The sequence below is a fragment of the Sphingomonas sp. Marseille-Q8236 genome, assembly GCF_965112005.1.
In genome coordinates this window covers 1,882,288-1,894,883 of record NZ_CBCOPO010000001.1, presented here as the reverse complement: position 1 = coordinate 1,894,883, position 12,596 = coordinate 1,882,288, and the positions used below count along the sequence as shown (strand labels likewise).

Sequence of the window (12,596 nt, the reverse complement as noted above, 5' to 3'; positions counted from 1 at the left end):
CCCGTAGTGCGTCAGGCCGTGTTTGTCACCCCCGAATCCGCAGGGGCACGCCCCGGCGATCGCGCATGGCGCCCCAACCATCGGCTCGACCAGCGTATCAGCGGAACCTCGACGATCCGATGCACCATTACCCCGGTCACGACCGATCCCAGTACCAATAGCCCGCCCTGCACCACCGCGATTGGCGGCAGACGCCGCACCAGGGGATCGAGCAGGGGTAACACTGCGGTATGCGCCAGATAGATGGAATAGGACGCGTCACCCACGAGAAGCGGCAGCGTCCATCGGCGAAAGCCGATCACCGGTTCCAACTGGACCAGCCCCAGGATGATGAGAGTCGCGGGGATGCCCCAATAAACGGCGCGCCATGGCGTATAATGAAGGTCGGCCGGGCCCATGCCGATCGCGATCACCGCAATCCCGATCGTCAGCATCGACAGCCAGGCTGGCCAGCGCCGCCCCTCGACCAAGCGCCGCGCGATCCACAGGCCCGCGACGAATTCCAGACACAAGGGGTTCAAGAGGCTCGACAAGGGGACGTCGGCCACCGAAACCCGATTATGAACAAGGCCCCCGATCGACACCGTGACGACCATGTAGAGCGTCACCCCGATCGCGAACCGCCGGGACGGTAGAAGGCCGAGCATCACGGCGGCGACGAGATAGAAATACATCTCGAAATTCAGCGTCCATCCTGCCCCAATCAGGGGATAGACGCTACGCAACGGCAGGAAGAGATAGGAGCCGAGGATATAGAGGGGATCGTTCGCCATTCCCGTCGGGTCGTGGCCCGTTGCGAGAATGAGACCCAGTTTGGCCGTCAGGAACAGCCAGTATAACGGCACGATCCGCGCAAGGCGCCGCACCAGAAACGCCCGCCAGGGCCGTCCTTGTGCCGTCCAATAAATGACGAACCCGCTGATGACGAAGAAGATATCGACACCGACACCGCCACGGTCGAGAATCCCGCCCAGGTGCCGGGCACTGAGCGTCAGCGAACTGTGGAACAGCACGACCAATAGAGCGGCGACGCCCCGCGCAACCTGCATGCCATAGAAGATGCCGGGATGAGCCGCCCCTGCCCCGGCCCGTTGACCTTCTGTCACTGTCGATCCCTCGCCGTTCCAAGTCATGCAGGGCGGCCAGCGGGACGTCAACGATCCGACCACGACATGAAAAAGGCGCGCTTCCCATTCCGGGAAACGCGCCTCTTTCGGCTCAGTCAGATGGGAAGGGCTTAGCCCTCGACCACCTGAACCATGTGCTGCACCTTGCGGATCATGCCGCGGACTTCAGGGCTGTCCTGAAGCTCGGAGACCTTGTGCATCTTGTTGAGGCCCAGGCCGACCAGGGTCGCGCGCTGGTCCTTGGTGCGGCGGATCGGCGAACCGGTCTGCTTGATCTTGATGGTAGCCATGGTCGCTTACTCCACGACGGCCGCGGCTTCCGCCTCGGCAGTCTGCTGGGTGGCACCGTGACCGCGACCCAGCAGGTCGGCGATCTTCTTGCCACGACGCTGCGCCACCGCCTTCGGCGAAGTCTGGTCGCCCAGCGCTTCGAAGGTGGCACGGATCATGTTGTACGGGTTCGACGTACCGACCGACTTCGTCACCACGTCGGCAACGCCGAGCGATTCGAAGATGGCGCGCATCGGACCACCGGCGATGATGCCGGTACCCTGCGGGGCCGAACGCACCGTCACGCGGCCCGCACCGAAATGGCCGTTGCCATCATGATGCAGCGTGCGACCGTCCTTCAGCGGAACGCGGACCATCGCCTTCTTGGCGGCAGCCGTCGCCTTCGAGATGGCTTCCGGCACTTCGCGCGCCTTGCCATGACCGAAGCCCGCACGTCCCTTGCCGTCGCCGACCACGACGAGCGCGGCGAAGCCGAAGCGCTTACCGCCCTTCACGGTCTTCGAGACGCGGTTGATGTGGACGAGCTTTTCGATCAGCTCTTCGCCCTGTTCCTCGGCGCCACCGCGACGGTCGTCGCGACGACCACGGTTGCCGTCACGGCCGCCACGGCCGCGATCGCCGCCCGGACCACGGCCACGGCCGCCCCGGGGACCGCGACCCTGGGTCGCGTCCTGCGCGGCGCCTTCGGCACCGGCAACGGCCACGTTGTTCTCGTCAGCCATATTAGAACTCCAATCCCGCTTCGCGTGCCGCCTCGGCCAGCGCCTTGACGCGGCCGTGGAACAGGAAGCCGCCACGGTCGAAAACGACCTGCGTGACGCCGGCGGCCTTGGCCTTCTCGGCCACGCGCTTGCCGACTTCGCTCGCCGCTGCAACGTTCGCGCCCGACTGGCCGCGTGCGTCCTTTTCCAGCGTCGAGGCCGAAGCCACGGTACGACCCGCCTCGTCGTCGATCACCTGGGCATAGATATGCTTGCCCGAGCGATGCACCGACAGGCGCGGACGGGTGCCCGCACGCGCACGCAGCGCGGTACGGTTGCGCCGACGGCGCTTCTCGAAAAGAGAGAGACCCTTGGTCATTACTTCTTCTTCCCTTCCTTGCGGAAGATGAACTCGCCGTCGTACTTGATGCCCTTGCCCTTATACGGCTCGGGCTTGCGCCAGCGGCGGATCTCGGCGGCCAGCTGGCCGACCTTCTGCTTGTCCGCACCGCTGATTTCGACGGTGGTGGCGTCCGGCGTCTTCACCTCGAGGCCTTCCGGCACGTCGATGTTGACGTCGTGGCTGTAGCCGAGCTGCAGCTTCAGGGTCTTGCCCTGCGCGGCGGCGCGGTAGCCGACGCCGGTGATGACCAGCTTCTTCGAGAAGCCAGCGGTCACGCCGGTGACGAGGTTCTGTACCATGGTGCGCTGCATGCCCCAGAACGCGCGAGCGCGCTTCGTGGCGTTGGCAGGCTGCACCGCGATGGCGTCCGCCTGGACGTCATAGCTGATCTCGTCGGCGAGCGGCATGGAGAGGGTACCCTTGGGACCCTTCACGCTCAGCACCTTGTCGGCGATGGTCGCGGTGACGCCGGCCGGAACCGGGACCGCCTTCTTACCGATGCGGCTCATCAGAACACCTCCGCCAGGACTTCGCCACCGACATTCTGCTCGCGCGCTTCGGCGTCCGACAGAACGCCACGCGGCGTCGACACGATGGTGATGCCCAGGCCGTTGCGAACGCGCGGGAGCTCCTGCGCGCCCGAATAGATACGGCGGCCGGGCTTGGACACGCGCGCGACATGCTTGATCGCGGGCTGGCCTTCGAAATACTTCAGCTCGATGCGGATGCCGGCCGCGGGACCCATCTGCTCTTCGCTATAGCCACGGATATAGCCCTCGCGCTGGAGCACGTCGAGCACGCGGGCGCGCAGCTTCGACGCAGGCGTCAGGACGGAGTCCTTGCGCGCGCGCTGGCCGTTGCGGATGCGGGTGAGCAAGTCACCCAGGGGATCGGTCACTGCCATCTCAAATGGTCCTTACCAGCTCGACTTGGTGACGCCGGGGATCTGGCCCTTGTTGGCCAGTTCACGCAGCATGACGCGAGCGAGACGGAACTTGCGGTAATACGCACGCGGACGACCGGTGATCTCGCAGCGATTGCGGATACGGGTCGGGTTGCCGTTACGGGGGATCTCGGCCATCTTCAGGCGCGCGATCAGACGCTCGGTCTCATCGAGGCTCTGGTCGTTCGCGATCGCCTTGAGCTTCGCGTACTTGCCCGCATACTTCTTGACGAGAGCGCGACGCTTCTCGTTCTTATTGATTGAACTCAGTTTCGCCATGGACTTAAGCTCTTTCTGTAAGGACCCCCTCCCCGGCGTGGAGAGGGGGCAGTCCGGTTACGCTGCCTTCTTCTCGTCGGCAGCGTCTTCCTTGGGGAACGGGAAGCCGAACAGACGGAGCAGCTCGCGCGCTTCGTCGTCGGTCTTCGCCGAGGTGGTCACGATCACATCCATGCCGCGCACCTTGTCGATGCGGTCATAGTTGATTTCGGGGAAGATGATCTGTTCCTTGATGCCGCAGGCATAGTTGCCCCGACCGTCGAAGGACTTCGGATTCAGGCCGCGGAAGTCGCGAACGCGCGGCAGCGCGATCGTGATGAAGCGGTCCAGGAATTCGTACATGCGCTCGCGACGCAGCGTGACCTTCACACCGATCGGCATGCCTTCACGCAGCTTGAACTGCGCGATCGACTTCTTCGCCTTGGTGATGACGGGCTTCTGACCCGCGATCAGCTCCATCTCGGAAGCGGCCTGGTCGACGCGCTTCTTGTCCTGCGTCGCTTCGCCCACGCCCATGTTGAGCACGATCTTTTCGATCCGAGGGATCTCGTTGACGTTCTTGTAACCGAACTTGTCGGTCATCGCCTTGACGATGCTATCATCATAGATAGCCTTCATGCGGGGCTTGTAATCAGCCATCGATCTTCTCCCCGGTCTTGACGGCGACACGGACCTTCTTGCCATCCTGCGTCTCGAAACGGACGCGGGTCGGCTTGCCATCGGCGGTCACGTGCGCGACCTTCGAGATGTGCAGCGGTGCAGCGATGCGCTCCAGGCCACCCTGCGGGTTCGTCTGGGTCGGCTTGCGGTGACGGGTGGCGATGTTGACGCCGTCCACGACGACCTTGCCGTCCTTCGGCATCGCCAGCGACACGGTGCCGGTCTTGCCCTTGTCCTTGCCGGACAGGACGATGACCTTGTCACCCTTCTTGATGCGTGCAGCGGCCATTACAAAACCTCCGGCGCCAGCGAGATGATCTTCATGTGCTTCTTACCGCGAAGCTCACGCACGACCGGGCCAAAGATACGGGTGCCGATCGGCTCCTCGTTCTTGTTGACCAGAACGGCGGCGTTACCGTCGAAACGGATCACCGAACCGTCGGCGCGACGGATGTCCTTGGCGGTACGCACGATCACCGCGCGGTGAACGTCGCCCTTCTTCACGCGGCCACGCGGCTGCGCTTCCTTGACGCTGACGACGATGATGTCGCCGACCGATGCGGTACGGCGCTTCGAGCCGCCCAGCACCTTGATGCACTGCACCCGCTTCGCGCCGCTGTTGTCCGCGACGTCGAGATTGGACTGCATCTGGATCATGGATCCGCTTCCTTCTCTCTACCTGGGGTGGATACCGACCCGACCCCGCCTTAAAAAACGACCCCCGGCGCGGGCTACCGCACCAGGGGGAGAGGCCCCTTAGCCACTCCTGGCCTGAAAGGCAAGCGAGTCGCTTCGCCTCCTTGACCAATCCGCTCATCGCCCCGAAGGGCGGCCTTCATTCCGAACCCCGCCCCTCCCTGACGGAGAAGCGAGGCACGAAATCAAAGACGTTAGCCTTCCGCCGAAGCCCGCTCGGGCGTCGAGTGGGTGTTGACCCGCTCGATCACCTTCCAGGTCTTCAGCTTCGAGATCGGCGCGGTCTCTTCGATCCGCACCGTCTCACCGGCCTTGAACTCATTGCTCTCGTCGTGAGCATGATACTTCTTCGACCGACGGATGATCTTGCCGTAGAGGGGGTGCTTAACCTTCCGCTCCACATTGACGACGACCGTCTTGTCGGTCTTGTCCGAGACAATCACCCCGGTCAGCACGCGCTTCGGCATGTGTCTCGGTCCTTACTTGGCAGCCGCAGCGGTGCGCTGCGCCTGGATGGTCTTGATCCGCGCGATGTCGCGACGGACTTCCTTGACCCGGCTGGGCTTTTCGAGCTGGCTCGTGGCCGCCTGGAAGCGCAGGTTGAACTGCTCGCGCTTCAGGTTGCCCAGCGCCTCGACGAGCTGGTCGTCGCTCTGGCCGGTATATTCAGTCTTGGCCATTACTCGCCTCCGAGGTGCGAGGTGTCGCCCAGGCGGGCAACGACCTTGGTCTTGATGGGCAGCTTCATCGCAGCGCGCTCGAATGCCTCGGCGGCCAGCGGGCCGTCGACACCGTCGAGTTCGAACAGGATGCGACCCGGCTTCACGCGGGCGGCCCAGAATTCCGGCGAACCCTTACCCGAGCCCATGCGGACTTCGGCAGGCTTCGACGAGACGGGGACGTCCGGGAAGATGCGGATCCAGAGACGACCCTGGCGCTTGATGTGACGCGTGATCGCGCGGCGAGCCGCCTCGATCTGGCGAGCGGTGATGCGCTCCGGCTCCATGGCCTTCAGGCCATAGGAACCGAAGTTCAGGCTCGTGCCGCCCTTCGCATCGCCGTGGATGCGGCCCTTGAAGGCCTTGCGGAACTTGGTGCGCTTTGGTTGCAGCATGTTCTTTGATCCTTAGCGGCGATGATCGTCGCGCGCCGGGCGCACGCCGGAGGTCTGAGCCTCCATCATCAGCCGGTCCTGCGCCATGGGGTCATGGCCCAGGATCTCGCCCTTGAAGATCCACACCTTCACGCCGCACACGCCATAAGCGGTGTGCGCCTGCGCTTCAGCATAGTCGACGTTCGCACGCAGCGTGTGCAGCGGAACGCGGCCTTCACGATACCATTCGGTCCGCGCGATTTCCGCGCCGCCCAGACGGCCGCCGCAAGTGATACGGATGCCTTCGGCGCCCAGACGGAGCGCCGACTGCACCGCACGCTTCATGGCGCGGCGGAACGCGATACGACGCTCGAGCTGGTCGGCGACGCCCTGTGCGACGAGCTTGGCGTCGATCTCGGGCTTGCGGATCTCGACGATGTTCAGCGACACGTCGGACGAGGTCATCGAACCCAGCTTCTTGCGAAGCTTTTCGATGTCGGCGCCCTTCTTGCCGATGATCACGCCCGGACGCGCCGCGAAGATCGAGATGCGGCACAGCTTGGCCGGACGCTCGATGACGACCTTCGAGATCGCGGCCTGGGGCAGCGTCTTCATGATGTACTGGCGGATCTTCAGATCCTCCAGCAGCAGACGGCCATAGTCATGGCCTTCGGCGAACCAGCGGCTGTCCCAGGTACGGTTGATCTGGAGACGCAGGCCGATCGGATTGCTCTTCTGACCCATTATGCTTCTTCCTGCTCGCGGACGACGATGCGGAGCCGCGAAAACGGCTTCAGGATGCGCGTCGACTTGCCGCGACCGCGCGTCGCGAAACGCTTCATGGTGATCGACTTGCCGACCGACGCCTCGGCGACGACGAGCGCGTCGACGTCGAGGTTGTGGTTGTTCTCGGCATTGGCGATCGCGGAGGCGAGCACCTTGCGCGCGTCGACAGCCATCGCCTTCGTCGAGAAGGCCAGGATGTTCATCGCGTCGCCGGCCTTCTTGCCGCGGATCAGGCCTGCGACCAGGTTCAGCTTCTGCGCCGAACCACGGATCTGCGTGCCGACCGACAGCGCTTCCTTGTCACCGACCTTGCGGGGGGATGCTGGCTTCGACATCAGCGCTTACCCTTCTTGTCGGCAGCGTGGCCGGGGAAATAGCGCGTGGGCGCGAATTCACCGAGCTTCATGCCGACCATGTCCTCGTTCACCGAGACGGGAACGAACTTGCGACCATTGTAGACGTTGAAGGTCAGGCCGACGAACGACGGCAGGATGGTCGAGCGACGCGACCAGGTCTTGATCGGACCTGCGCGGTTGCCAGCATCCTGAGCCACTTCGGCCTTCTTCAGGAGATGGAGGTCCACGAAAGGACCCTTCCAAACGGAACGAGCCATTGCGTGTTAGCCCTTCTTCTTGGCGTGACGGCTACGGATGATCATCTTGTCCGTCGCCTTGTTGTGACGAGTGCGCGCACCCTTGGTCGGCTTGCCCCACGGGGTGACCGGATGACGGCCGCCCGAGGTCCGGCCTTCACCACCGCCGTGCGGGTGGTCGACCGGGTTCTTCGCAACACCGCGGGTCAGCGGGCGATGGCCCTTCCAACGGTTGCGACCAGCCTTCGCCAGGTTGGTATTGCCGTTGTCGGGGTTCGACACCGCGCCGACGGTCGCCATGCAGTTGGCATGGATGTAGCGCTGCTCACCCGAGTTCAGGCGAACGATGACCATGCCCTTGTCGCGGCCCACGACCTGCACATAGGTGCCGGCCGAACGTGCGATCTGACCGCCCTTGCCGGGCTTCATCTCGACGTTGTGGACGATGGTGCCGACCGGCATCTGGCCCAGTTCCATCGCGTTGCCCGGCTTCACGTCGGTCTTCTTGCCGGCGATGACCTTGTCACCAACGGCCAGACGCTGCGGCGCGATGATATAGGCAACGTTGTCCTTGCCCTCGGCATCGGCGCCGTAGTTGATCAGCGCGATGAAGGCGGTGCGGTTGGGATCATATTCGATCCGCTCCACGGTGCCCTCGACGTCCCACTGACGACGCTTGAAGTCGATGAAGCGGTAACGCTGCTTGTGGCCGCCCGCGATACCGCGGCTGGTCACATGGCCCTTGTTGTTGCGGCCGCCGGTCTTGCGCTTGCCTTCGGTGAGCGCCTTCACAGGCGCGCCCTTCCACAGCGCCGAGCGGTCGACGAGGATCAGGCCGCGGCGGGCCGGGCTCGTCGGATTATAATGCTTGAGTGCCATCGGCTCAGATCCCCGTCGTCACGTCAATGGACTGACCGTCCTTGAGGGTGACGATCGCCTTCTTCATGTCCGAGCGCTGGTACGGAGCGCCCTTCCACTTCTTGGTCTTGCCCTTCTGGACGATGGTGTTCACGCCGGTGACGGTCACGTCGAACAGCGCTTCCACCGCCGCCTTGATCTCGGGCTTGGAAGCACCGGGGGCGACCTTGAACACCACGGCGTTGTGCTCGCTCAGGAGCGTCGCCTTCTCGGTGATGTGCGGCGCAACGATCACGTCGTAATGACGCGGATCGACCGCCTTCTGCTGCTTAGCCATGGAAACGGGCCTCCAGCTTTTCGACAGCCGAGCGCGTCAGCACCAGGGTGTCATGCTTCAGAATGTCGTAGACATTGGCACCGGCCGCCGGAAGGATGTTGATTTCCTTCAGGTTGCCCGCGGCCAGCGCGAACGACGTTTCGACGGCGTCGCCATCGATGACCAGCGCGGTCTTGCCGAAGCCCAGCTTCGCCAGATCGCCCTTCAGCGTCTTCGTCTTGTTACCTTCGACGGACAGATCGTTCATCACGATCAACGAACCCGCCTTGGCGTGGCTCGACAGCGCCATCTTCAGGCCCAGAGCGCGAACCTTCTTGTTCAGACCCGGGTTGAAGTCGCGGACGCGGGCGCCGTGCGCCTTACCACCGCCGATGAAGACGGGGGCCCGACGATCGCCGTGACGAGCGACACCGCCGCCCTTCTGGCGACCGAGCTTCTTGCCCGAGCGGGCGACATCGGCGCGCTCACGGGTGCCGCGCGCAGTGGCGCGACGCTTTTCCAGCTGCCAGGTCACAACGCGGTGCAGGATGTCGGCGCGCGGATCGAGGCCGAAGACCTCGTCGTTGAGCTCGATGTCCGCGGCGTCGGTGCCGGCGAAGGATTGAACCTTGACCTTCACGACTTAGCCCTCCTGGCTCTCGGTGGCTTCCGGAGCAGGCTCGGCAGAAGCGTTATTGTTGGCGGCCGCCTTGATGCTGGCGGGGAACGGGGCGTCCGCGTGGCGCGAAACCTTGACCGCGTCCTTGACGATCAGCCAGCCACCCTTCGAGCCAGGCACCGAGCCCTTGACGAAGATCAGGCCGCGCTCGACGTCGGTCGACACGATTTCCAGATTCTGCTGCGTGCGGTTCTTGTCGCCCATGTGGCCGGCCATCTTCTTGTTCTTGAAGACGCGGCCCGGATCCTGACGGTTACCGGTCGAACCATGCGAACGGTGCGAGACCGAGACGCCGTGGGTCGCGCGCAGACCACCGAAGTTCCAGCGCTTCATCGCACCGGCAAAGCCCTTACCCTGGGTACGACCCTGGATATCGACATACTGGCCGGGGACGAAATGGTCGGCGGAGATTTCCGCGCCGACGTCCAGCAGGCCGTCTTCGTTCACGCGGAACTCGACCAGCACCTGCTTGGGCTCGACTTCGGCCTTGCCGAAGTGGCCACGCTGCGGCTTGGCAACATTCTTGGTCTTGGCGACACCTGCGCCAAGCTGGACGGCGGTGTAGCCGTCACGATCCATCTCGCGGCGAGCGACAACCTGTACGCCTTCAAGCGCCAGGACGGTGACCGGCACGTGCCGACCGTCGTCCTGGAACAGGCGGGTCATCCCCAGCTTCTTCGCGATCACGCCGGTACGCATGATCCTGTTCCTTCCTCGACAGAGGCCCCCAAGAACCATTCAAGGGGGGCATATCCAGCCCGATTAAAGCGAAACGAGCCCCCGTCCCGGGCTGGCGACCGGCAAGCCGGTCAGACGGGGGACGCTGCCCCGGCACCATCTCGCTTGCGCGAGATCACCGGGCGGTATCCCTTAAGAGTGCCGGATCACGGGAGCGACCTCGGCGCGTTTTCCGGCAGCTTCAGGCCGGAGAAACGCCAAAATCCCGTGGGACGGAATCGTCGACCACGGGAATGCCGGCCCTCTTACGCCAGCTTGATCTCGACATCAACACCTGCGGCGAGGTCGAGCTTCATCAGCGCATCGACGGTCTGCGGGGTCGGCTGCACGATGTCCAGCATCCGCTTGTAGGTGCGGACCTCGAACTGCTCGCGCGACTTCTTGTCGATGTGCGGACCACGGTTGACCGTGAACTTCTCGATGCGCGTCGGAAGCGGGATCGGACCGCGGATAAGAGCGCCGGTGCGGCGCGCGGTGTCGGCGATGTCGCCGGTCGCCTGATCGAGCACGCGATGGTCGAACGCCTTCAGACGAATGCGGATATTGCTGTCCATGATCCCTACCGATGCGAAAGAGCGGGCCTTCGGGTTTTCCCCACCATGGATATCAAGTGCGATCGGCTGTCCGACCGGGCACTCGACCATCCACCGTGAAGGCGACCTTGGGCCGAAACAAACTCTGGGTTGCGACAGAGGCGAAAACCGACCCTGCCCTCACTAAAAGCAAACGGCCGACTCCGGTATTCCCGGTGCCAGCCGATTCCCTCAAGGCACGTGCCTATACGCATATGGCGGGGGTGCCGCAAGGGGCGGATGCGGGTTTTTGTTGGGACGGGTGGAACCGGTGCCCACCAACCAAAACACCAACCGTCGTTCGGCCTGAGCGAAGTCGAAGGCAGCAGGAAAGCGGAGACCGCGGGGCGGGCACTTCGGCTGCGCTCGGCGCGAACGGAGGCCCCTTCCCGGTCACCCCAGCAGCGGCCGGGACCTCTCACCTGGCGCGCTCCGCCGAGACAGGCACCAGTCTTCGCTGCGGCGACGGCCACACACGAAAAAGGCCGACCCCGTCGCCGGGGCCGGCCCTTTGCCGATAAGTTTCAGGCTTTCGCCCGAGGCTTACTTGTCGATCGCGCTGACGACGCCGGCGCCGACGGTGCGGCCGCCTTCACGGATCGTGAAGCGCTGACCGATGTCCATGGCGATCGGAGCGATCAGCTTCACGCCCAGAGCGACGTTGTCGCCCGGCATGACCATCTCGGTGCCCTCAGGCAGCTCGACGGTGCCGGTGACGTCGGTCGTGCGGAAGTAGAACTGCGGACGATAGTTCGCGAAGAACGGGGTGTGACGGCCGCCCTCTTCCTTCGACAGGACGTACACTTCCGACTTGAAGTCGGTGTGCGGCTTGATCGAACCCGGCTTGCAGAGAACCTGGCCACGCTCGACCTGGTCGCGCGCAACGCCACGGATCAGCGCGCCGATGTTATCGCCGGCTTCACCCGAGTCGAGCAGCTTGCGGAACATTTCGACGCCCGTGACGGTGGTCTTGCGGGTGTCGTTGATGCCGACGATCTCGACTTCTTCGCCAACCTTGACGATGCCGGTCTCGACGCGGCCGGTGACGACCGTACCACGACCCGAGATCGAGAACACGTCTTCGATCGGCATCATGAACGGCTTGTCGAGCGGACGCTCGGGCTGCGGGATGTAGTCGTCAACGGCCTTCATCAGCTCGAGGACGGCTTCCTTGCCGAACTTGTCGTTCGAACCCGACAGAGCGCAGGTCGCCGAACCCTTGATGACGGGGATGTCGTCGCCCGGGAATTCGTACGAGCTCAGCAGCTCGCGGATTTCCAGCTCGACCAGCTCGAGGATTTCCTCGTCGTCGACTAGGTCAACCTTGTTCATGAACACGACCATCGCGGGCACGCCGACCTGGCGGGCCAGCAGGATGTGCTCGCGGGTCTGCGGCATCGGGCCATCGGTCGAAGACACGACGAGGATCGCGCCGTCCATCTGCGCCGCGCCGGTGATCATGTTCTTCACATAGTCGGCGTGGCCGGGGCAGTCGACGTGCGCATAGTGGCGGTTCGTCGTCTCATACTCGACGTGCGCGGTCGAGATCGTGATGCCGCGCTCGCGCTCTTCCGGAGCCTTGTCGATGTTCGCGAAGTCGACGGCGGTACCGCCGGTCGTCTCGGCCAGAACCTTGGTGATTGCGGCGGTCAGCGAGGTCTTGCCATGGTCGACGTGACCGATGGTGCCGATGTTGAGGTGCGGCTTGTTCCGCTCGAATTTTGCCTTTGCCATTTTCCTACCTTCTGAATCGAATTCGGTGCCGCATCCGAGGCCACGCGAACGCGGCCCCATAGCGGGTGTTTCAAGTGATTGCCAGCCCCTAGCGTGCTCGCACCCCCAGGTCGCCCTGGGGGCACGAT

General features: G+C 64.1%; 22 protein-coding genes. All 22 read right to left on the bottom strand.

What is annotated here, in order from left to right:
• Positions 1–11 precede the first annotated feature (11 nt).
• The 22 genes from ACWPWT_RS09025 to tuf all read right to left on the bottom strand — a co-directional run bounded on the left by ACWPWT_RS09025 (position 12) and on the right by tuf (position 12,468).
• The gene (locus tag ACWPWT_RS09025) at positions 12–1,106 is read right to left on the bottom strand and encodes an acyltransferase family protein (protein ID WP_454279377.1); all 1,095 of its coding nucleotides are present in this window, start codon (positions 1,104–1,106) and stop codon (positions 12–14) included.
• A 131-nt stretch (positions 1,107–1,237) separates the two neighbouring features.
• Positions 1,238–1,417 carry a 50S ribosomal protein L30 gene (rpmD, locus tag ACWPWT_RS09020; protein ID WP_261269264.1) on the bottom strand — a complete coding sequence of 60 codons (180 nt, stop codon included), beginning with the start codon at positions 1,415–1,417 and terminating at the stop codon, positions 1,238–1,240.
• Positions 1,418–1,423: 6 nt separating this feature from the next.
• On the bottom strand, positions 1,424–2,140 hold the full coding sequence (rpsE, locus tag ACWPWT_RS09015) for a 30S ribosomal protein S5 (protein ID WP_007406126.1): 717 nt from the start codon (positions 2,138–2,140) through the stop codon (positions 1,424–1,426).
• A gap of 1 nt (position 2,141) precedes the next feature.
• Complete coding sequence (gene rplR, locus ACWPWT_RS09010; protein ID WP_007406066.1) at positions 2,142–2,498, bottom strand: 50S ribosomal protein L18; 357 nt, start codon at positions 2,496–2,498, stop codon at positions 2,142–2,144.
• The gene (rplF, locus tag ACWPWT_RS09005; RefSeq protein WP_261269265.1) at positions 2,498–3,031 is read right to left on the bottom strand and encodes a 50S ribosomal protein L6; all 534 of its coding nucleotides are present in this window, start codon (positions 3,029–3,031) and stop codon (positions 2,498–2,500) included. Before rplF ends, rplR begins: the two co-directional genes overlap by 1 nt.
• Positions 3,031–3,426, bottom strand: a complete 396-nt coding sequence (gene rpsH / locus ACWPWT_RS09000) for a 30S ribosomal protein S8 (RefSeq protein ID WP_037569377.1) — start codon at positions 3,424–3,426, stop codon at positions 3,031–3,033. Before rpsH ends, rplF begins: the two co-directional genes overlap by 1 nt.
• A gap of 12 nt (positions 3,427–3,438) precedes the next feature.
• Entirely contained in the window at positions 3,439–3,744 is a 306-nt protein-coding gene (rpsN, locus tag ACWPWT_RS08995; RefSeq protein WP_042491166.1) for a 30S ribosomal protein S14, read from the bottom strand.
• Between the two features lie 57 nt (positions 3,745–3,801).
• A complete protein-coding gene (rplE, locus tag ACWPWT_RS08990) occupies positions 3,802–4,383 on the bottom strand; it encodes a 50S ribosomal protein L5 (RefSeq protein ID WP_042491169.1) in 582 nt (193 codons plus the stop codon).
• Complete coding sequence (rplX, locus tag ACWPWT_RS08985; protein WP_454279376.1) at positions 4,376–4,693, bottom strand: 50S ribosomal protein L24; 318 nt, start codon at positions 4,691–4,693, stop codon at positions 4,376–4,378. Before rplX ends, rplE begins: the two co-directional genes overlap by 8 nt.
• The gene (gene rplN / locus ACWPWT_RS08980) at positions 4,693–5,061 is read right to left on the bottom strand and encodes a 50S ribosomal protein L14 (RefSeq protein WP_007406105.1); all 369 of its coding nucleotides are present in this window, start codon (positions 5,059–5,061) and stop codon (positions 4,693–4,695) included. The genes rplX and rplN overlap by 1 nt, the downstream gene beginning before the upstream one ends.
• 233 nt (positions 5,062–5,294) lie before the next feature.
• The gene (gene rpsQ, locus ACWPWT_RS08975; protein WP_183950452.1) at positions 5,295–5,567 is read right to left on the bottom strand and encodes a 30S ribosomal protein S17; all 273 of its coding nucleotides are present in this window, start codon (positions 5,565–5,567) and stop codon (positions 5,295–5,297) included.
• A gap of 12 nt (positions 5,568–5,579) precedes the next feature.
• Entirely contained in the window at positions 5,580–5,780 is a 201-nt protein-coding gene (gene rpmC, locus ACWPWT_RS08970) for a 50S ribosomal protein L29 (RefSeq protein WP_007406063.1), read from the bottom strand.
• Positions 5,780–6,214, bottom strand: coding sequence for a 50S ribosomal protein L16 (gene rplP, locus ACWPWT_RS08965; protein ID WP_007406071.1), 435 nt, complete (start codon positions 6,212–6,214; stop codon positions 5,780–5,782). Before rplP ends, rpmC begins: the two co-directional genes overlap by 1 nt.
• A 12-nt stretch (positions 6,215–6,226) precedes the next feature.
• Positions 6,227–6,937: a 30S ribosomal protein S3 gene (rpsC, locus tag ACWPWT_RS08960; RefSeq protein ID WP_007406047.1), complete on the bottom strand. Its 711-nt coding sequence runs from the start codon at positions 6,935–6,937 to the stop codon at positions 6,227–6,229.
• Positions 6,937–7,314 carry a 50S ribosomal protein L22 gene (gene rplV / locus ACWPWT_RS08955; protein WP_175313828.1) on the bottom strand — a complete coding sequence of 126 codons (378 nt, stop codon included), beginning with the start codon at positions 7,312–7,314 and terminating at the stop codon, positions 6,937–6,939. The genes rpsC and rplV overlap by 1 nt, the downstream gene beginning before the upstream one ends.
• On the bottom strand, positions 7,314–7,592 hold the full coding sequence (rpsS, locus tag ACWPWT_RS08950; RefSeq protein ID WP_037569384.1) for a 30S ribosomal protein S19: 279 nt from the start codon (positions 7,590–7,592) through the stop codon (positions 7,314–7,316). Before rpsS ends, rplV begins: the two co-directional genes overlap by 1 nt.
• Before the next feature lie 6 nt (positions 7,593–7,598).
• Positions 7,599–8,450, bottom strand: coding sequence for a 50S ribosomal protein L2 (gene rplB, locus ACWPWT_RS08945; RefSeq protein ID WP_261269267.1), 852 nt, complete (start codon positions 8,448–8,450; stop codon positions 7,599–7,601).
• Between the two features lie 4 nt (positions 8,451–8,454).
• Positions 8,455–8,766 carry a 50S ribosomal protein L23 gene (locus ACWPWT_RS08940; RefSeq protein WP_261269268.1) on the bottom strand — a complete coding sequence of 104 codons (312 nt, stop codon included), beginning with the start codon at positions 8,764–8,766 and terminating at the stop codon, positions 8,455–8,457.
• Positions 8,759–9,385, bottom strand: coding sequence for a 50S ribosomal protein L4 (rplD, locus tag ACWPWT_RS08935; RefSeq protein WP_261269269.1), 627 nt, complete (start codon positions 9,383–9,385; stop codon positions 8,759–8,761). The genes ACWPWT_RS08940 and rplD overlap by 8 nt, the downstream gene beginning before the upstream one ends.
• Before the next feature lie 3 nt (positions 9,386–9,388).
• Positions 9,389–10,123, bottom strand: coding sequence for a 50S ribosomal protein L3 (gene rplC / locus ACWPWT_RS08930; protein ID WP_056430750.1), 735 nt, complete (start codon positions 10,121–10,123; stop codon positions 9,389–9,391).
• 284 nt (positions 10,124–10,407) lie between these two features.
• A complete protein-coding gene (rpsJ, locus tag ACWPWT_RS08925) occupies positions 10,408–10,716 on the bottom strand; it encodes a 30S ribosomal protein S10 (protein WP_007406109.1) in 309 nt (102 codons plus the stop codon).
• A 561-nt stretch (positions 10,717–11,277) separates the two neighbouring features.
• The gene (gene tuf, locus ACWPWT_RS08920) at positions 11,278–12,468 is read right to left on the bottom strand and encodes an elongation factor Tu (protein WP_230481231.1); all 1,191 of its coding nucleotides are present in this window, start codon (positions 12,466–12,468) and stop codon (positions 11,278–11,280) included.
• Positions 12,469–12,596 lie beyond the last annotated feature (128 nt).